This window comes from Congregibacter sp., assembly GCF_965662665.1.
Lineage (GTDB): Bacteria > Pseudomonadota > Gammaproteobacteria > Pseudomonadales > Halieaceae > Congregibacter.
The window spans coordinates 24227-41893 of the sequence record NZ_CBFIIF010000003.1 but is presented as its reverse complement, the minus strand read 5'-3'; the positions used below and the strand labels follow the sequence as shown (position 1 = coordinate 41893).

General features: G+C 54.0%; 16 protein-coding genes. 13 read left to right on the top strand and 3 right to left on the bottom strand.

The annotated features are described in order from the left end of the window. The first annotated feature begins 13 nt into the window (after positions 1-13). The 5 genes from ACTG39_RS02060 (at position 14) to ACTG39_RS02040 (ending at position 4413) form a co-directional block, all read left to right on the top strand. The gene (locus tag ACTG39_RS02060) at positions 14-427 is read left to right on the top strand and encodes a CBS domain-containing protein (RefSeq protein WP_439105860.1); all 414 of its coding nucleotides are present in this window, start codon (positions 14-16) and stop codon (positions 425-427) included. Between the two features lie 101 nt (positions 428-528). After that, positions 529-1365 (top strand): CvfB family protein, encoded by an 837-nt coding sequence (locus ACTG39_RS02055; RefSeq protein WP_439105859.1) that lies wholly within the window; start codon positions 529-531, stop codon positions 1363-1365. A 224-nt stretch (positions 1366-1589) separates the two neighbouring features. Then, on the top strand, positions 1590-2924 hold the full coding sequence (locus tag ACTG39_RS02050; RefSeq protein WP_439105858.1) for a DEAD/DEAH box helicase: 1335 nt from the start codon (positions 1590-1592) through the stop codon (positions 2922-2924). Positions 2925-3022: 98 nt separating this feature from the next. Beyond that, a complete protein-coding gene (locus ACTG39_RS02045; RefSeq protein WP_439105857.1) occupies positions 3023-3460 on the top strand; it encodes a nuclear transport factor 2 family protein in 438 nt (145 codons plus the stop codon). A 20-nt stretch (positions 3461-3480) separates the two neighbouring features. Continuing rightward, the gene (locus ACTG39_RS02040; protein ID WP_439105856.1) at positions 3481-4413 is read left to right on the top strand and encodes a D-hexose-6-phosphate mutarotase; all 933 of its coding nucleotides are present in this window, start codon (positions 3481-3483) and stop codon (positions 4411-4413) included. 47 nt (positions 4414-4460) lie between these two features. Here ACTG39_RS02040 and ACTG39_RS02035 read toward each other — a convergent pair whose 3' ends face one another. After that, positions 4461-4853: a hypothetical protein gene (locus ACTG39_RS02035; RefSeq protein ID WP_439105855.1), complete on the bottom strand. Its 393-nt coding sequence runs from the start codon at positions 4851-4853 to the stop codon at positions 4461-4463. A gap of 197 nt (positions 4854-5050) precedes the next feature. Between ACTG39_RS02035 and ACTG39_RS02030 the strand changes: the two genes are divergently transcribed. The 4 genes from ACTG39_RS02030 to ACTG39_RS02015 all read left to right on the top strand — a co-directional run bounded on the left by ACTG39_RS02030 (position 5051) and on the right by ACTG39_RS02015 (position 8223). Next, the gene (locus ACTG39_RS02030) at positions 5051-5260 is read left to right on the top strand and encodes a zinc ribbon domain-containing protein (protein WP_439105854.1); all 210 of its coding nucleotides are present in this window, start codon (positions 5051-5053) and stop codon (positions 5258-5260) included. 109 nt (positions 5261-5369) lie between these two features. Further along, on the top strand, positions 5370-6809 hold the full coding sequence (locus ACTG39_RS02025; RefSeq protein ID WP_439105853.1) for an amidohydrolase: 1440 nt from the start codon (positions 5370-5372) through the stop codon (positions 6807-6809). A 143-nt stretch (positions 6810-6952) separates the two neighbouring features. After that, a complete protein-coding gene (locus tag ACTG39_RS02020) occupies positions 6953-7852 on the top strand; it encodes an endonuclease/exonuclease/phosphatase family protein (protein WP_439105852.1) in 900 nt (299 codons plus the stop codon). Then, positions 7849-8223, top strand: coding sequence for a DUF5329 domain-containing protein (locus ACTG39_RS02015; RefSeq protein WP_439105851.1), 375 nt, complete (start codon positions 7849-7851; stop codon positions 8221-8223). Before ACTG39_RS02020 ends, ACTG39_RS02015 begins: the two co-directional genes overlap by 4 nt. Here ACTG39_RS02015 and ACTG39_RS02010 read toward each other — a convergent pair. Further along, complete coding sequence (locus ACTG39_RS02010; RefSeq protein WP_439105850.1) at positions 8201-8908, bottom strand: pseudouridine synthase; 708 nt, start codon at positions 8906-8908, stop codon at positions 8201-8203. The two genes, ACTG39_RS02015 and ACTG39_RS02010, sit on opposite strands and share 23 nt — an antisense overlap. An 85-nt stretch (positions 8909-8993) precedes the next feature. Here ACTG39_RS02010 and ACTG39_RS02005 point away from each other — a divergent pair, with 85 nt between their 5' ends. From ACTG39_RS02005 to ACTG39_RS01990, 4 genes are all read left to right on the top strand, one after another. Next, positions 8994-10313 (top strand): alpha/beta hydrolase, encoded by a 1320-nt coding sequence (locus ACTG39_RS02005; RefSeq protein WP_439105849.1) that lies wholly within the window; start codon positions 8994-8996, stop codon positions 10311-10313. Between the two features lie 111 nt (positions 10314-10424). Further along, positions 10425-11216 carry an alpha/beta hydrolase gene (locus ACTG39_RS02000; protein WP_439105848.1) on the top strand — a complete coding sequence of 264 codons (792 nt, stop codon included), beginning with the start codon at positions 10425-10427 and terminating at the stop codon, positions 11214-11216. A 224-nt stretch (positions 11217-11440) separates the two neighbouring features. Beyond that, positions 11441-12736, top strand: a complete 1296-nt coding sequence (locus ACTG39_RS01995; RefSeq protein ID WP_439105847.1) for a M24 family metallopeptidase — start codon at positions 11441-11443, stop codon at positions 12734-12736. A gap of 127 nt (positions 12737-12863) precedes the next feature. Beyond that, complete coding sequence (locus ACTG39_RS01990; RefSeq protein WP_439105846.1) at positions 12864-15968, top strand: VPS10 domain-containing protein; 3105 nt, start codon at positions 12864-12866, stop codon at positions 15966-15968. Between the two features lie 82 nt (positions 15969-16050). Here ACTG39_RS01990 and ACTG39_RS01985 read toward each other — a convergent pair whose 3' ends face one another. Beyond that, positions 16051-17661, bottom strand: coding sequence for an amidase family protein (locus ACTG39_RS01985; RefSeq protein WP_439105845.1), 1611 nt, complete (start codon positions 17659-17661; stop codon positions 16051-16053). Positions 17662-17667 lie beyond the last annotated feature (6 nt).

Sequence of the window (17667 nt, the reverse complement as noted above, 5' to 3'; positions counted from 1 at the left end):
CGGGAGGAAAAAAATGCTGAAGTCAGTAAATTTGCGAGACTACATGGTGGTGCATCCGGTGACGGTGAAACCCGATATCAGTGTGTACGACGCGATGGTAATCATCAGCGACAATAAGATATCGGGTTTGTGCGTGATTGAGGATGGCGACCGCTTGGTGGGCGTGCTCTCCGAGATGGACTGCCTGCGTGCAGTGCTCAGTGCTGTCTATAACAAAGATGGCTTTGGCCCTGTCAGGGATTACATGACCTCTGAGAATCTTATTGTTGCCCATCCGGGCGAAGATATTGTGGATGTCGCTCAGGATATGCTCCGGCAGAACAAGCGGCGTCGACCCGTAGTGGAGGATGGGCGTCTCATCGGGCAGATAACGATTCGTCAGCTTCTCAAGGCGGTGCGCGAGTTTCAGGGAGCCAATGTGGCCTAACTCATAGAGCTGGCAGCGCCCGTGCTCCTGCTGTGAAGTAGGCGACCTGCAGCTAGCAATGCACTAGGATGTCGCGCAAAGGGACAAGCACGGACAGCGACATGCAGCGCGAAATCGGCCGATTTCACACCTTAGACATCCTGGAAGTTGGGGCTCACAGCGCCATTCTTGATGGAGGAAAGCTGGGGAGACTTCCCCTTGCGCTAAGACAGTGCCCTGGTGATGTGGAGCCGGGCGACCCACTTGGTGTCTTTATCTACCTTGATGCCGAAGGCGATCCGGCTGTCACAACTCAAATGCCTGCAGCGCAGGTGGGCGAGGTCGCGTGGCTGGAAGTGGTTGAGGTGAACAGTCTTGGGGCGTTCGTGGATTGGGGCCTGCCGAAAGACCTTTTTGTTCCTTTTGCGGAGCAGCAGCATCCACTTAAGAAAGGTGGCCACACGCTGGTAAAGGTCTATCTCGACAATCAGGGGCGGCTGGCAGGGTCTACGCGTATCGATCACTGGATCAACGATACCTCCCACACCCTCAAGCAAGGGCAGCGCGTTAGTCTGATCGTCGCTGAGCGCACAGAGATGGGTTACAAGGCCATTATCAATCATGAGTGCTGGGGGCTTTTGTATAGCAACGAGTTGTATCAAAGAGTCCGAAAGGGCCAGGTCATGGATGGCTTCGTTCAGCGTATTCGTGACGACGGTAAAATTGACTTGTCGGTCAACCAGCCCGGCTTCAGTAAAGGGAAGATGGATGGCGTTGCAGCCAAGATTCTTGCCCGCTTAGAAGCTAATGATGGCTTTTTGGCGCTTACCGATAAGAGTCCGCCTAAAGAGATTTACGCGGTTTTCGGTGTCAGTAAAAAGGTGTTTAAGCAGGCTATTGGCGCGCTCTACAAGCAGCGCGTAATCGCGCTGGAGCGTGACGGTATCCGCATTGTCTAAAAAATAGCGACATTCTTTGCTTTTATTTATCGCCAGCTCTGTTAATGTGCGCGCCTTCTTGGCGTACTTCGGTCTGCGCCAAAGCTAAGCGGTACATACTGTGCCGGCTAGTATCCAAAGAAATCCCAGTCTGGACCGAGCGCTGCTTGGCAGGTCATCTCAACGGTAGATCTTTCAAGCAAGTTTGTCAGATGACTCGCAAGACAAAATCAGGAATACATTACGTGTTATTTAAAGATCTCGGCCTTACGGCTGAATTGCTGCGTGCGGTAGAAAAGCAAGGCTACAACGAAGCAACCCCCATACAACAGCAAGCCATACCCTTGGTTCTTCAGGGCGGCGACTTGCTGGCTGGCGCTCAGACGGGCACCGGAAAGACAGCAGGATTTACCCTGCCGGTGCTTCAGCGACTGCAGCAAAAACATCAGGACGGCCGAAAGAGCTATCCAAAGGTATTGGTACTCACGCCTACGCGAGAACTCGCTGCGCAGGTCCATGAGAGCGTTATCGATTACGGTCGTTATCTGCCATTTCGCTCGGCTGTTATTTTTGGGGGAGTGTCCATAAATCCCCAAAAGCAGAAACTGATCAAAGGCGTAGACATTGTGGTGGCAACCCCCGGACGCCTCCTCGACCATGTGCAACAACGTAGCATTGATCTGTCCAAAATCGAGATTCTCGTTTTGGATGAAGCGGATCGTATGTTGGATATGGGCTTCATCCATGACATCCGTCGGGTGATGAAAGTGATCCCCAAGACAAGACAAACGCTGTTGTTCTCCGCTACCTTTTCCAGTGAAATCAAGAAGCTGGCTTCGGAGTTTTTGGAGAAGCCGCAGCAGATTCAGGTCACTCCGCAGAACACGGCGACGGAGCTGGTCAGTCAGTTGGTTTATCCGGTAGACAAGGGCCGTAAGCGTGAATTGCTATCCCAGCAGATCGGCGAGGGCAACTGGCAGCAGGTCCTCATTTTTACGCGCACGAAGCATGGCGCGAACAGGCTCGCTGAGCAGCTTGGCAAAGATGGGATCAGTGCTGCCGCCATTCACGGCAATAAGTCCCAGGGTGCTCGTACCCGCGCATTAGCAGACTTCAAGTCAGGTGCTGTGCGAGCGCTTGTCGCCACGGACATTGCAGCTCGTGGTATCGATATCGATAAGCTTCCCCATGTCGTCAACTTTGAACTGCCCAATGTCCCCGAAGACTATATTCACCGCATAGGTCGTACCGCGCGCGCGGGGCAGGAAGGACACGCTATCTCTTTGGTGTGTGTAGACGAATTGAAGTTGCTTCGGGACATCGAGAAGCTGCTTGGATCGAGTATCAAGAAGATCAATCTCCCGGGTTTTGACATCGATCCTAGTATCAAAGCTGAGCCGATTCAGAATGGCCGCGGGGGCCGGCAGAGCAATGGGCGTGGCGACAATCGAGGCAGTGCGCCCGGGCGGGGTCGCTCCCAAAGCAATGGTCGTCCCGGAGCCGGTGGACAGAATGCCAGACGTGGAAGTGGTGGTGGCGCCCGAGGTCGTGCAAGCAATGGTAATCGCCGCACCGCCTAGGGAGAGCCAAGCGGCTGTTGCGACGACAGTTGCGAGGCGGTTGCTTCTGTCGCAGTATCCTCCTTTTGATGTCGCCGCGAGTCGGTAAGGATGCTTGGATGTTCAGACAAATAGGCCTAAGTCTCGTAATGCTCCTGATACTGGGTTCGGTATCGGTGACGGCCGATGATCGATCAGAGATCGCGGCGCTTTTGGATGAGTTCCTTGCTGGTGCTTCGGTCAATGATGTGGCCATGCATGAGCGTTTTTGGGCAGACGATCTTGTCTATACCAGCTCCAGCGGTGCGCGCTATGGAAAGCAAACTATTCTGGACGGGATGAGTGAGGCGCCAGCGTCTGATGAAGCTCCGGCCGTCTATACCTCAGACCAGGTGAACATTCGTATCCTTGGCAGAGATATTGCGGTGGTGACTTTTCGCCTCGTGTCGACGTCTGAAGATGGCACCGTTGACTACTATTTGAACAGCGGTGTTTTTGAGCGTGCTGATAGTGAGTGGCGGGCGAGCACCTGGCAGGCGACACACGCTGCACAGTAACAACATTCCTCGATCTCATTGTGAGTACACTTTCAACGGGTCACCCAACGACCGCTGAGCTGCACGCTAAGTTCGCTATTGACGACGTCGTACGCGTCGTCGATGCGGCATCAGAATTTCCGGTTGTCGAAATCGATAATGCTTGGGCATCAGTCCGTATCGCCGTGCATGGGGGGCAGGTTCTTAGCTATCAACCCCATGATGAGGCCCCGGTGTTGTGGGTCAGTGACACCGCAGCATACGTACACGGCAAGTCTGTGCGCGGTGGTATTCCCATCTGTTGGCCCTGGTTCGGTGTGCATCCTGATCCGGCAATGCCTTCCCATGGATTCGCGCGCAACCTTTTCTGGCAACTGATTGCGGTAAAGCAAGATGAAGACGGATGTACTGAGGTTTTGCTGTGTCTGGAGGACGACGAGCAGAGTAGATTACTGTGGCCCCACGCCTTTCAATTACAGCTCAAAGTGTCTGTGGGAAAGACGCTATCCCTTGCACTGACCATGGTGAACTCTGCGGAGGAGTCCGTCGAACTGACAGCGGCCTTGCATTCCTATTTCGATGTGGGTGATATCGCCCGTACCTCTGTACGCGGTTTGGACGGGGTGGAGTACATCGATGCCCTGCAGGATAGTCGAAGGTTTACACAGTCAGGCAATGTTCAATTTGATGCGGAGCTGGATCGAATCTACCAGCAAACCAGCGGCGACGAATTCATCGATGATCAGCTGCGAGGTCGGCTTATACACTTGCAGAAAAGCCGCAGTGATTCGACGGTAGTTTGGAACCCGTGGATAGAGAAGTCCGCCGGTATGAATGACTTCGTAGAGGGCGGCTACCGGCGCATGGTCTGCGTGGAAACCGGCAACATGGGGGCGGATCTGGTTCGTCTTGCGACCGGTGCCAGCCATACCCTTGGCGTCACTATCAGCGTCCAAAGGTTGAGGGATAACTAAAGCCGATGAAGCACCGCCCGTTTATCGGGGTGGGGCTCATCCGCATTCTATTGGTACTTGACGAGCTCAGCGTCGATCACCTTCTCTTTGGTCTCTGTAGTGATCGAGTATTCGTTGTACTTATTACTCGAAGAACTGACGTCCTTGAGTTTGCCGTCCTCAGTAATCACCCATTTTGGGTCTGACTTTGCGCTGCCTGAGGTACTGGTTGTGGAGCCCACGACGTCGGTGTGAACCCCTTGAATCACCAGGCCATCTGCACCCTTTGCCATAGCTTGAGTGCGAAGCTCATCTATCATCTGATCGCTGTCCCAGCCTTCCATCGCCGTCGCAGTGATTATCCCCATGACTTCAAACTCACGCTTTACATCCCCGGCGCTAAAATAGACGTCGACCTCGGTTGTGGGGGCATAGGATTTACCGGTGTAATCAGTATTCACACAGGCTGCCAAAAGAGTAAAAGAGAGCACCGCTAATAAACGTTTTATCGTGAAATAACTCCGAGCCAAGCAAAATTAATCGCCGAAGCTTAGTCACAGTTCGGACTGAAAACCACCTCGAATGATGACTATCAGGAGAGGTTCTTCGTAAACCTGTAGGCTTAGCGTAGTTTGTGTTTTTTTAAGGAGCGACGTAGATGCAACACGGCAACTGGCAGTGTCCAAAATGTAATCACCAAGAATTCGATGCTGGCGAAATACGTGTATCAGGGGGATTTTGGTCACGTATTTTTGATGTGCAGAATAAAAAGTATTCGGCGGTCACTTGTCAACGATGCGGGTATACGGAGTTTTATAAAGGAGACGCGTCGACTCTGGGGAACGTTTTCGATTTCTTTACGCGCTGAACAGTGGCGTTCATCAAGTACGATGCCCTCGGGGCTAGGGGAAGTGTTGCTGTGATCGTGTTGAGGGTGCACTCTTTGTCTTCTATCAACAGCTGAAAGGACTGTGACTATGTATGGAATTCGTTTTACCAAGCGGCTATGGCCTCTGGCTCTGCTCGCTCTTCCCCTCCTGTCGTCGGCCCAGACAGACAAGTCCGGCATTCTTGCGGCGCTGAACAGTGACTACGATCGCTATCAATCGATTGCTGAGACGCTGTGGTCACAGCCGGAGTTGGGTTACCTTGAGGTAGAGAGCGCTCGCCTCTTACAAGATGCATTGCGCGACGAAGGCTTCAAGGTAGCTGCGGGTGTCGCAGGTATGCCGACTGCCTTTACTGCCACCTTCGGATCAGATGGCCCCGTCATCGGTATTCTCGGTGAGTACGACGCTCTTCCCGGTATGTCGCAAGCAGCAGTTCCTTTCGAGGAGCCTCTCCTCGACGGCGCACCCGGGCAGGCCTGCGGGCATCACTTGTTCGGTACAGCTTCTTTGGCAGCGGCAGTTGCGGTCAAAGATTGGCTGCTCGCGACGGGGACTCCCGGGACTATCCGCTACTACGGAACACCTGCGGAAGAGGGCGGTTCCGGTAAGGTCTACATGGTGCGTGCGGGTCTCTTCAGTGATGTTGATGCCGTGATTAGCTGGCATGCAGGCGACGCAAATACCGCAAACCCCGGCACTAACCTTGCGACTATATCGGGTAAGTTCCGGTTCACCGGTCGTTCCTCCCATGCTGCCGCCGCGCCAGAGCGCGGCCGTTCGGCCCTCGACGGTGTAGAAGCGATGAACGATATGGTCAATATGCTCCGTGAACACACTACCGAGCCCACGAGAATCCACTATGTCATTACTGATGGAGGCAATGCGCCAAACATCGTGCCCAAGACAGCCGAGGTCTACTACGTGATCCGGCATGAAGATGTCGATGAAGTTCGCTCGGTTTGGGCGCGAGTTGTGAGAACCGCGGAAGGTGCCGCCATAGGTACAGAGACCGAGATGGAATACGAGATTATTGGCGGGACTTATCCGCGTCTGCCTAACGAAACGCTCGCGGCAACCTTGCACGCCAATCTCTCTGAGGTGGGAGGCGTCGAATACAGTAAAGAAGACATTGCCTTTGCGCGAGATATTCAAAAAACATTGCCTGGCAAGCTCCCTGCTATTGATTCTGCAGGCAAAGTGCAGCCGATGGTGTTCACTAAAGGTAAGGCCTCGGCGGACACCGGTGACGTTAGCTGGAGCGTGCCCATGGCAGCTATGCGTGCGGCAACCTGGGTTCCTGGCACGCCGGCGCACAGTTGGCAAGCGGTTGCTGCAGGAGGTACGCCTATCGGGTACAAAGCTATGATGGTAGCAGCCAAGACCTTGGCCCTCAGTGCCGTGGATCTCTATACACAGCCCGAAACTCTAAAAAAGGCCAAAGCCGAGTTTGATGAGCGAACGGGGCCTGATTTTCGTTACCAGGCGCTATTGGGCGATCGAGAGCCTGCCTTGGATTATCGAAAGTAGCATTGTCTTAAGACGGCTAATCGCAGAAGGGCGGGCGGGAGTGATGTCTCGCCTCGTCCGACTCCCTCTCTCATGATCTTCCGAGGGCTCATTGATGGCCTTGCTTCGTTTTCAACTATCTCAGATAAGTTAATGGTCACCGCTTGAGCACCAAAAAACATTTCATCCTGATTGTTAGCGCTGCGCTTTTGGGCTCTTGTGCGACTGCGCAACTGGGAACTCTGGAGAACGCGAATGACATTGAGGAGTTCCAGGGGTTGCAGCTGGCACCACTAAAGACGGCTCTGGAGTGCCGTCAAACGCTGGGGTCCGATAGCGCCATTCAGGCTGATGAGATCGATGCAAGTCACTTCAGTATTCTGAATTGGAACATTAAAAAAGGGGAAGAGACGGGCTGGGAAGCTGATCTTGAACGTTTTGTGGTGGGTAAGCAGCTGGTGCTGTTACAAGAGGCGGCCCTGAGCATGCGCTTGGGATCGCATCTACAGGAGACTCCTTTTGCCGCATTCTCTCCCGGCTATGTGAAAGACGAGGACATAACCGGGGTTGTCACTTTCAGCGATGTGAAGCCAATATCCCACTGTCGTTTAGGGGCAGTGGAGCCGTGGTTGGGCACACCAAAGTCGACGACGGTTACCGAATACGGTCTCCGAGAAAGTCAGCAAACCCTGATCGTAGTAAATATTCATGCGCTAAACTTTAGTTTTGGCTTGCTCAGCTATCGCGAGCAATTGAACGCGATCGTCGATGTGCTGTCTGATTTTGAGGGACCCATCCTGTTATCCGGGGACTTAAATACCTGGCGGAAGGGTCGTCAGAACGCACTGCTGGAGATTGCCGGAAAGCTAGGTTTGCGCTCAGTGCGTTTTGCTCAGGACTATCGGCAAACAGCATTTGGCTGGCCGCTGGATCATGTTTTTGTTAGAGGCTTACAAGTGAGCGATGCCGAAGTCTTTCCGGTGTCTTCTTCGGACCACAACCCTATTGCGGTTACTTTTTCATTAGAGACGGCTGATAGCGGCCATTTGGAACCAGATCGATGACTTTGTGCAGGCTGGCAAGCTTTAAAACTTTTGTTCTTGTGATGCTGCTCTCGGTCGGCCAACATCTACTGGCCGATGTGGTCGACGAGGAAATCACATTTCTTATTTCCAGTGTGGAAAACAGTGGCTGTGTCTTTGAGCGCAATGGTGACGAACACGCTGCAGGCGATGCTGCTGACCATCTGCGCTTAAAGTATCGGCGCGGTAAACGCTATGCAGGGAGCGCAGAACAGTTTATTGATCGGCTCGCCAGTCAAAGCTCATGGACCGGAAAACCGTACTTTATGAAGTGCCCCGATACGGGTGATCACAAGTCCGGGGATTGGCTTACAGAAAGACTGATGAGCTTTAGACAGTCCCAGGCTCAATAGCGGCGCTGCAAGAGTCCCGCTGTACGCTTCTAAACTTTCCGGGCGCAAGTTTGTCCAGCGTGTAATCGCCCACGGCAAATCGATGGATACTCAACACCTTGTTATCAAAGCGCCCGAACATGCGCTTGATCTGATGATAGCGGCCTTCAGTGAGTCCCACCTCGGCGGTAAAGTCGCTTAACACAGTAAGCTTTGCCGGTCTGGTCTCTATGCCCTCGAAAGCGAAGTACATGCCTCGCTCGAACGCTTCCACGTAATCCCTGGTAATGGGCTTATCGGTGGTTACGAGATAGCGCTTCAGCAAGCCATTCGCAGGATCTGATAACTGTCGCGACCATTGTCCGTCGTTAGTGAGTAACACCAGCCCCGTTGAGTGATAGTCGAGGCGCCCCACAACATGCAGTTGGTCCTTATGGGGGTGATCCAGCAGGTCAATAACGGTCTTATGCCGAGCGTCCTTGGTGGCGCAGACGACCCCTGCGGGTTTGTTGAGCATGAGGTAGTAGGGAGTATGGTTTTGCGTCGCAGTGCCATCGACAGCTACCCGATTAAACTTTCCGATTATCTTAGATGCATCTCTTTCGATGACACCGTCAACGGTAACCCTGCGCTGTGCCAGCATAAGCCGCACTGCTTTGCGGGGCGTGCCTATGTGGGCGCTAATGTGTTTATCGAGACGCGGCATCTCTCTATTCTACAACTCGTTCACTGTTACCATTGGGGAGTAAATAGTAGTGGTCTTTCTGTGCAAAGTCCTGATGAGATCTTCCATGAAAAAAACCCTGACACCTTTGATCTTCGGTGTAGCGCTGGCCGCCTGCTCTGGTCCAAGTGTTCAGCCATTGATGCCCACTCCCGTGCTCTTTTCGGAGCTGCAGTTCAGTCCTATGGATCATATCCCCGAGGCGCAGCGATGGTCCCCACGGCTTGTCTACTATGCAACGACTCGCCAGCGTAAGAATGATTTGCAAAGGCTGGACTATGGGAATAACGAAGCGAATGACATTTCGGTGGGGATGACGTTGGTCGGATTCGGTTCGCCGCAGTTGTCTTGGGACAAGCTCAGCGATTATTCCCGAGAAGGGACCAGAGACAACACAGTGGATCTATCGATCGCGGGACTTGTTGAGATTGGCCGGTTTCAGCCCTCGAGTAATGAGACCGCACTGTTCGATCAATCGGGTGCGCTGGCATGGCTGATGAACGATATGAACGCCGCCATTGAGGCATCACGAGATGATGACTTAATGATTTATGTGCACGGGGCCAAGGTGAATTTCTATAACGCAAACGCCTTTGCAGCTCAGCTCGACCACTTTATGGGGCGGGATATGACATCCATAGCGTTTTCCTGGCCGACGCGACAAAGCATAGTTGCCTATGGGAGTGGTAGTGATGTCAGGCGAGCATATCGGGCAGCCCCGGCGCTGACTTCCGTGCTCGAGACGCTTGCTGAAAATTCCGTAGCGCGACGGATCCACATAGTGTGCTGGAGCGCCGGTGGCCGGGTTGTTACCGCCGCCTTAAAGGAGCTTTACGATCGACACGCAAGCGATGGTGTCGATCTTCGCGAGAAGTTTCGTCTGGGAACAATTTACTACGCCGCGGCAGATGTACCCCAATCCGAATTCGTGGATGCCTTACCGGCGATCAATGCTTTGTCGTCCCGGACTGTGGTGACGGTTTCGTCCAAGGATGGTGCCTTGGATATGGCAAAGCTGTTTATGGGCGGTGGCGCGCGCATTGGTCAGCGTGCGAAGAATCTCGGTGCAGACACGCTGGAAGCGATAGCTGCTGCTGATCGCTTGGAAGTCGTGGATGTTTCAAGGGACTGGGAAGGTCGTGGTTTTGATATTACCGGTCACCGATACTGGTTTGACCACCCCTGGGCGAGTACGGATGTTTTGCTGTCTATTCGAAGCGATTTTTCGCCGCTGGAAAGGGGTTTGGCGCCCACTGATCAGCAGATGTTGTGGAGTATCCCCGCTGACTACCCGCAGAGACTGCAGGAGCGCTTGGGTCGGGGCGAGCTTCCCCTTCGTAGCGACGACATGGGTTTTGATGCCCTGCCAGATCAGAGCGAGCGCTAGACATTGCAAGTCCGTGGTCGGTTTTGGGTCTTTTTTTGTAGTCTTTTGTCACTGCTGCCGGCCTACGCACTAGAAAACGAAGACTCCGTGCAAGATCTAAACATTTCCTTTATGACAACCCGTCATGTTGAGATGACGGATGACGGTGAGCTTCGCTACACCACTCAAGTCGCCGATGTGTCTGGAGGGCGTTGTCAGGTTTCCCTGCACGGCCAACAAGAGCTAGAGGCGGTGAATGGTCCTCTCAGCACTCTGTCAAAAGACGAGGTGCTGGCGAGCCTGGCGGAGACAGTTGGAGACGACGTTTTAATCTATGTACACGGCTACAACACAGGCATAGAGCGCGCATGTCGTGAAGCCGCAAAGCTGGCCTACCGTACGGGATTTAAAGACCGAATTCTGTTAGTCAGTTGGCCCGCGAGCCGACTGGGTGTTACCTACCTTCAGGATGCACAGCGTCTTGCGGAAAGCATGCCCGCGATACTCGATATCCTTGATGATCTTGGCGCAAAATTTGGTTATGAGAAAGTCAGTATTGTTGCTCACAGCATGGGGTCTCGCCTCGTGCTTGGAGAGATTCGCGCACAGGGCCCCACGCAACGATTTAAAAACCTGATTCTTGTCGCGGCCGATGTTGATACCGATGTGTTCGTGGAGGCCTTGCCTCAACTCAGGCAGTGGGTGACAAACATTGCTCTGCTGGTGTCCGAGTCCGACCGTCTGCTTTTCCTTTCACAAACCCTCAACCTTGGAGAGCGTCTGGGTCAGGCACATGGCTTTCAGGCTACCGGCGTTGATGTTGTCGACGTCAGTGAGTTTGAGGACTTGGGATTTAGCGGCCACCTTTATCACCTGGAGAGTGATCGCGTTGCTGAGGTTCTGAAGCGTATTCTCAGCAACTGACCTGAAGAATGAGTCGCCCGCTAAGCGTATAGGGATTAGGATAGGTGCCTCACTAATCACCCGAAAAAGGATTATTGACCATGTATGTGACGATGCCCTCGGCCTTCAGTTTTGGCTCCAAGAGTTCTGAAAGAGTCTCCTATCAGAAGAGATCGGGGTTTTCTGCACTCTGTTCTTTACTGTGTACAGCAGCCTTCATTTTGCTGTCGATGCCGATTCAAGTGATGGCAGCCGGTTCTGCAGAAGGCGCTTATGTGGTACCGATGCAGTCATCATTTGTCCCTGAAGAACGCGTTCTCACTCACCGGGAACAGGCACCCCTCGTACGTGGATGGTTGGAGAAGCGCTTTGAAACTGTTCTCCCCGAGGTCATGCGTCGGGAAGGCATTGATATGTGGATTGTCATCTCCCGAGAGTACAACGACGACCCGGTGTTTCGTTCCCTGGCGCCTTTTGAGACCTACTCTTCGAGGCGCAGAACGATTCTGGTGTTTCATGATCGCGGGGAGGAGCTCGGTGTCGAAACTCTCTCCGTAGGCCGTTTTAATTATCAGAATCTGTATACGGTGGTGCCAACCCATAATGAAAAACAGTTTGAAGGACTGCGTGCATTAGTCGAAGAGCGCAATCCCCGCAAAATTGGCATCAATATGTCAGAGCGATGGAATCACGCTGATGGCCTAACCGCGGTGCAACGCGATGCACTCTTCGAGGCGCTCGAGGGCTACACAGACCGCATCGTCAGTGCCGAGATGCTGGCAGTGGGGTGGTTGGAGACACGGCTGCCCGAAGAGACAGATGCGTACCGCCACATTATGCGCGTGGCCCATTCGGTCATAGGGCGTGCGTTTTCGAATGAAGTGATCGTTCCCGGTGTCACTACGGCTAACGATGTTCGTTGGTGGATGCGACAAACAGTGGCTGAGTACGGTCTGGGAGGGTGGTTTCACCCTTCTGTGGGTATTCAAAGACAGGGTAGAGAAGGCCGCTTCAGTGGCGACGAGGTTATCCAGCGCGGCGACATGCTCTGGACGGATTTCGGCATCATGTACCTGGGCTTCGCTACCGACACCCAGCACAATGCTTACGTGCTTCGCGCCGGTGAGGTAGAACCTCCTGCCGGATTGCAAGCGGGTTTACGAGCGTCCATGCGTCTGCAGGATATTACCCGTGAGGAATCCCGGGTTGGGCGCAGTGGTAATGATGCATTGGCCGCCTCTCTAGCCAAGGCTAAAAAAGAGGGCCTGGATGCAACGATCTACTGGCACTCTATTGGCTACCACGGCCATGCCGCCGGAGTGCCTCTGGGCATGACGGATTATCAAGACGGTGTGCCCGTTCGCGGAGAGCTCGAGTTTCGGGCCAACACCTGGCATTCCGTAGAGCTTAATGTGGTTAAAGAGGTACCCGAGTGGGGGGGGCAGCCGGTGAAGTTCTCCATGGAAGAGGATGCGGTGCTCACGGAGAACGGTTGGATGTGGGCTTTGGGTCGCCAGGAATCATTTCACCTGATTCATTAGCATTTGATGGGGTCGCTTTTTATTGGCTGATCCGATAGGGGAGACGGGGCAATGCCGGTTTGTGCTGCCTCCTGTATTGAACTACGGTAACGTTAATCTTCTAATAAGACAGGAGTGGGAATTCATCGTGAATATAGTCCAGAGAATATCTTTGGTGGTGCTGTTGCCACTGAGCATGCTGCTATCGTTCCAGAGTATTGCCGCAGACAGTTATGACAGCGCGCTTTTTGATGCCATGGAGTATCGCCTCATTGGCCCGTACAGAGGCGGACGCTCCGGTACCGTCGTGGGCGTTCCCGGCGATCGTGATACCTACTACTTTGGATCCGTAGGTGGTGGGGTTTGGAAGACCGGGGATGGCGGTAATACCTGGGAAAATATTTCTGACGGCTATTATGGCGGCTCCGTGGGTTCGGTGGCTGTGTCCGAGTCCGATCCCAATGTCATTTATGTTGGGCTTGGCGAAAAAACCATCCGTGGCAATGTGTCCTCTAATTTTGGCGTCTGGAAGTCTACCGATGCAGGTAAGACCTGGATTTTCATCGGCCTGAAAGATACCCGGCATATCGGACGGATTCGCGTCCATCCGACAAACCCGAATATCGTGTACGTCGCAGCCATGGGGGACCTCTGGCAGTCCAGCGAAGCGCGAGGCGTTTACAAGAGCAGCGACGGAGGCTCTAACTGGGAGCGCGTGCTGTTTCCCAACGAAGACTCTGGCGCAGTGGATCTGACCTTCGATCCGGGTAACCCGCGCATCCTTTACGCCAGTACCTGGAACGTGCACCGCACGCCTTACAGCCTGTCCAGCGGTGGTCCCGGCTCCGATTTGTGGAAGAGCACAGACTCCGGCGAAACCTGGAAGAAGCTCACTGATCTACCCAATATGCCCGCGGCTCCACGAGGCATCATTGGAGTGACGGTGTCTCCTGTTAATACTGAGCGCGTGTGGGCGATTATCGAAGCCGAGGACGGCGGCGTTTTTCGTTCGGATGACGGCGGAGAAAGCTGGGAGAAGGTGAACAGTGATCGGGCGCTTCGATCTCGCGCCTGGTATTACAGTCGCATCATTGCTGATTCTCAGGATGAGAATAAGGTGTATGTGATGAACGTGTCCTATGCCACGTCCACAGACGGCGGAAAGACCTTCAGCCTTCGTCGTGCACCCCATGGAGATCACCACGACCTCTGGATCGATCCCTTTGATAATGAGCGCATGATTATTGCCGATGATGGTGGTGCTCAGATTTCTACCGATGCGGGTGATAGTTGGACGACTTACTACAACCAACCCACAGCTCAGTTTTACCGCATTGCCACAGATGACCATTTTCCCTATCGCATCTATGGGGCGCAGCAGGACAACAGCTCCGTCCGTATTCTCCACCGTAGCGACGGAGTAGCGATCACCGAAGACGACTGGGAGGAGACTACTGGCGGCGAGAGCGCGTATCACGCCATCGATCCCGACGACAATGACATCGTTTATGGCGGCACCTATAAGGGCTATATGTATCGTGGGAATCATGCGAACAATCAGCGTCGGTCCATTAACCCCTGGCCGCTAAACCCGGCAGGTTCCGGTGTTGAGGTAATGAAGTACCGGTTTAACTGGAACTTCCCGACCTTCTTTTCGCATCACGATTCAGACAAGTTGTACGCGTTTTCGCACCGGGTGCATGTCTCCACAACCGAAGGTCAGAATTGGCAAGTCATCAGTCCAGACCTGACACGGGCGATTCCCGAAACCCTGGTTTCCTCCGGCGGTCCGATTACCCAGGACAATACCGGGGTCGAGTTTTACGCGACGATTCTCACGGCCAATGAAAGCCCCTACGAAGAGGGGGTGCTCTGGACCGGTTCAGACGATGGATTGATTCACGTTACTCGCGACGGCGGAGAGAATTGGGCGGAGGTGACACCACCTAAAGCGCCCAAGATGATTATGTGGAACTCTATCGATGTTCATCCCACGCAGGCGGGCGGCGCTTACATTGCGGGCACCATGTACAAGTCAGGGGACTTTGCTCCCTACATGTACAAAACCACAAACTACGGTAAGAGCTGGAGTAAGATCACCAATGGCATAGAGCCTCTACACTTTACCCGGGTTGTGCGCGCTGACCCCGATCGCGAGGGTCTGCTTTACGCCGGTACCGAATACGGTATGTATGCGTCCTTTAATGACGGTAAGTCCTGGCAGCCATTCCAGTTAAACCTGCCGGAAGTCCCGATCACGGATCTGCAGGTGCGGGATCGCAATCTCATCGTCGCTACTCAGGGACGCAGTTTCTGGATTATCGATGATCTCTCGCCGCTGCATCAGCTTGATGACAGCGTCGCAGACGCGGATATGTATCTCTACGCGCCCAAGCCGAGCTATCGCATTCATCAAGGTGGGCGAGGCAAGCGAGATCCACTCCTCGAAGGTGAGAATCACGCGGCGGGCGTCATGCTGTACTACTATCTGGATGAGGCCGTCGAAGAGTCCGACGTGGTGAGTTTGGAAATTCTGGAAAGCGATGGCGACCTTATCAAGCGATTCTCTACGCAGGGCGATAACAAGCTTGAGGCACAAGAGGGCGCTAATCTTTTCGTGTGGGATATGCGCTATCCGGATGCGGTGTCTTTTGACGGGCTTATTCTATATTCAGCGAATACCAAAGGGCCCAAAGCCGTGCCCGGCACGTACACTGCGCGATTGACCGTGAACGGTGAAAGCATGGATCGCGAGTTTGATATTCTCAAGGATCCCAGGGTTTTCAGTTCGCAGCAGGATCTGCAGGCGCAGTTTGATTTTCTCATTGATGTTCGGGATAAGCTGTCCCAGGCGAATCAGGCGGTGCTCGATATCCGAGCTCTGCGCACGGATCTCGACTACCTGAAAGGCAAGCTTGATGGAAACAAAGATGTCGAGCCTATCCTGACCGCTTTGGCGGCGCTGGATGACGAGATGACCGTGATCGAAAACAACATCCACGAGACCCGTAATGAGGCCTATCAAGATCCATTGAACTTTGGCATCAAGCTCAATAATCGTCTGGCCTATCTTGCGACCCACGCTTCTGGGGGTGACTTCCGTCCTACGGATGAGGCGGTCGCTTACAAGAAGGTCGTTGCAGGCCAGATTGATGCAGAGCTAGCAGCCCTGGAGGCACTACTCGAGGAGCAGCTTCCGGCAATCAACGGGATGGTTGCGAAGCAAAATATTGAGGTGCTCTCCGCGCCTTGATTAGGCTGGACGAAGCAACTCCATGAGGAGCTGACGCTAGTCGAGACAGAAGCGCTGCGGGAAACCGTGGCGTTTTTTTTGATCAGTCGTAGCGGATAGCGCTGCCAGGTAGTGGTGGCGTATGGACGGGCGTACGGATGGCTTGCAATCGTTGCTCCAAGGCATAGGCCAGGCCTATAAGCCGTGGCTCACTAAACGCTGTGCCCATTAGCGACAAGGTGACCGGCATACCTCGTCCTGTGAAACCTATGGGTAGGATTAAGTCCGGGAACCCTGACAGATTGGCAAGTATCACGGGAGAGCCTCCAGAGCCCGGCTCTGATGTCCCAGCGGGCCTCTCTATGAGATCCGCAGGGCTGCTCGAGGTCGGATATACGATGGCATCGAGGGTATTGCTGTTCATAAGCCCTGCGATAGTTTGAGCAACCAAAGGCAAGGCGTGCTTCTTTACTGCTTGATACTCAAAGCCCTCCAGATCGGTGGCTTTCACTTCTTTTTGCATCAGCGACCAGCGACTGGGATTAGGTATAACGCCATCCTCGCGCGCAGCGTTCAAGGTCATGGCTTCGGAAATAAGACCCTCTAAGTCCTTTGGGTAGTCTCCGTCCAGCGTGGCCAGATACTCGGCAATCTGGGCCTTGAACTCCGGGTAGCGGATCGCTCGGTAAAACTTACCGCGCGACTCCAATAGCCAGTCAGGGAACTCTACATCAATGATTTCAGCTCCCGCATCGCGCATGGACTGCAAGGCGGACTCTACTAACCAATCCACTTCACCATCGTCACCCATGAATACTCTCGCAACGCCAATACGCGCGCCCTTGAGGGAGTCTGCATCCAAAAACTGGCTGTAGTCAGTGTAAGACTTGCCAGTGCTCTTTTGCGTGGATTTATCTGCCGGATCCACGCCCGTCATTACACCAAGGGATACCGCCAGATCTGTCACGCTGCGAGTCATCGGTCCGACGGTGTCAAAGGAGAGCGCTAGCGGCACAACGCCGTCCCGACTCAACAGACCATGGGTGGTTTTCAGACCCACAATTCCGTTGGCGGAAGACGGTCCACGAACAGAGCCGCCGGTGTCCGTACCCAGACCCATGCTGGCAAAACCTGCGGCGATTGCCGAACCGGTGCCACCAGACGATCCCGAAGGGGTTCTGCCCAGGTGGTGGGGATTCGCGATGACACCTCCCAGGGAGTTGAGTGCGCCGCCGGAAGCGAATTCACTGAGGTTCAACTTGGCAAGGATAATCGCGCCTGCATCGCGGAGCTGTTGTACGACAAAAGCGTCGTCGGGCGGGAGACTGCCATCGAGCATAAAAGATCCGGCGGTGGTCGGCATATCCGCGGTATCAAGGTTGTCTTTAATGATGACGGGAATGCCGTGGAGTGGTGATCGCCGTCCCGTTGTCTTCCTCTCAAGATCCAGTTCCCGGGCACGCGCCAGGGCGTTGGGATTCAAGTGCATGACGGTGTTTAAAGTAGGTCCCTGTTGGTCGTAGGCCGCTATACGGTCGAGATAGCGCTGCACGAGCTGTTCGGAGTTCAGCGCACCTGCATCCATAGCCGCGTTTAACTCAATGATGGTTGCCTGAGTTAGCTCTATCTCCGCTGCTTTGCCAGGCGCGGTAGCACTCAGCAAGACCATGAGAACTGCGACCGTCAGGCTGCGGATGTTGGGAAAGTACTGCATAAGCTG

Excerpts from the sequence above, each read along its gene's own strand:
- ACTG39_RS02060 (WP_439105860.1), top strand. The coding sequence starts at position 14 with ATGCTGAAGTCAGTAAATTTGCGAGACTACATGGTGGTGCATCCGGTG.
- ACTG39_RS02055 (WP_439105859.1), top strand. The coding sequence starts at position 529 with ATGCAGCGCGAAATCGGCCGATTTCACACCTTAGACATCCTGGAAGTT.
- ACTG39_RS02045 (WP_439105857.1), top strand. The coding sequence starts at position 3,023 with ATGTTCAGACAAATAGGCCTAAGTCTCGTAATGCTCCTGATACTGGGT.
- ACTG39_RS02030 (WP_439105854.1), top strand. The coding sequence starts at position 5,051 with ATGCAACACGGCAACTGGCAGTGTCCAAAATGTAATCACCAAGAATTC.
- ACTG39_RS02025 (WP_439105853.1), top strand. The coding sequence starts at position 5,370 with ATGTATGGAATTCGTTTTACCAAGCGGCTATGGCCTCTGGCTCTGCTC.
- ACTG39_RS02015 (WP_439105851.1), top strand. The coding sequence starts at position 7,849 with ATGACTTTGTGCAGGCTGGCAAGCTTTAAAACTTTTGTTCTTGTGATG.
- ACTG39_RS02010 (WP_439105850.1), bottom strand. The coding sequence starts at position 8,908 with ATGCCGCGTCTCGATAAACACATTAGCGCCCACATAGGCACGCCCCGC.
- ACTG39_RS02005 (WP_439105849.1), top strand. The coding sequence starts at position 8,994 with ATGAAAAAAACCCTGACACCTTTGATCTTCGGTGTAGCGCTGGCCGCC.
- ACTG39_RS02000 (WP_439105848.1), top strand. The coding sequence starts at position 10,425 with ATGACAACCCGTCATGTTGAGATGACGGATGACGGTGAGCTTCGCTAC.
- ACTG39_RS01995 (WP_439105847.1), top strand. The coding sequence starts at position 11,441 with ATGGCAGCCGGTTCTGCAGAAGGCGCTTATGTGGTACCGATGCAGTCA.
- ACTG39_RS01985 (WP_439105845.1), bottom strand. The coding sequence starts at position 17,661 with ATGCAGTACTTTCCCAACATCCGCAGCCTGACGGTCGCAGTTCTCATG.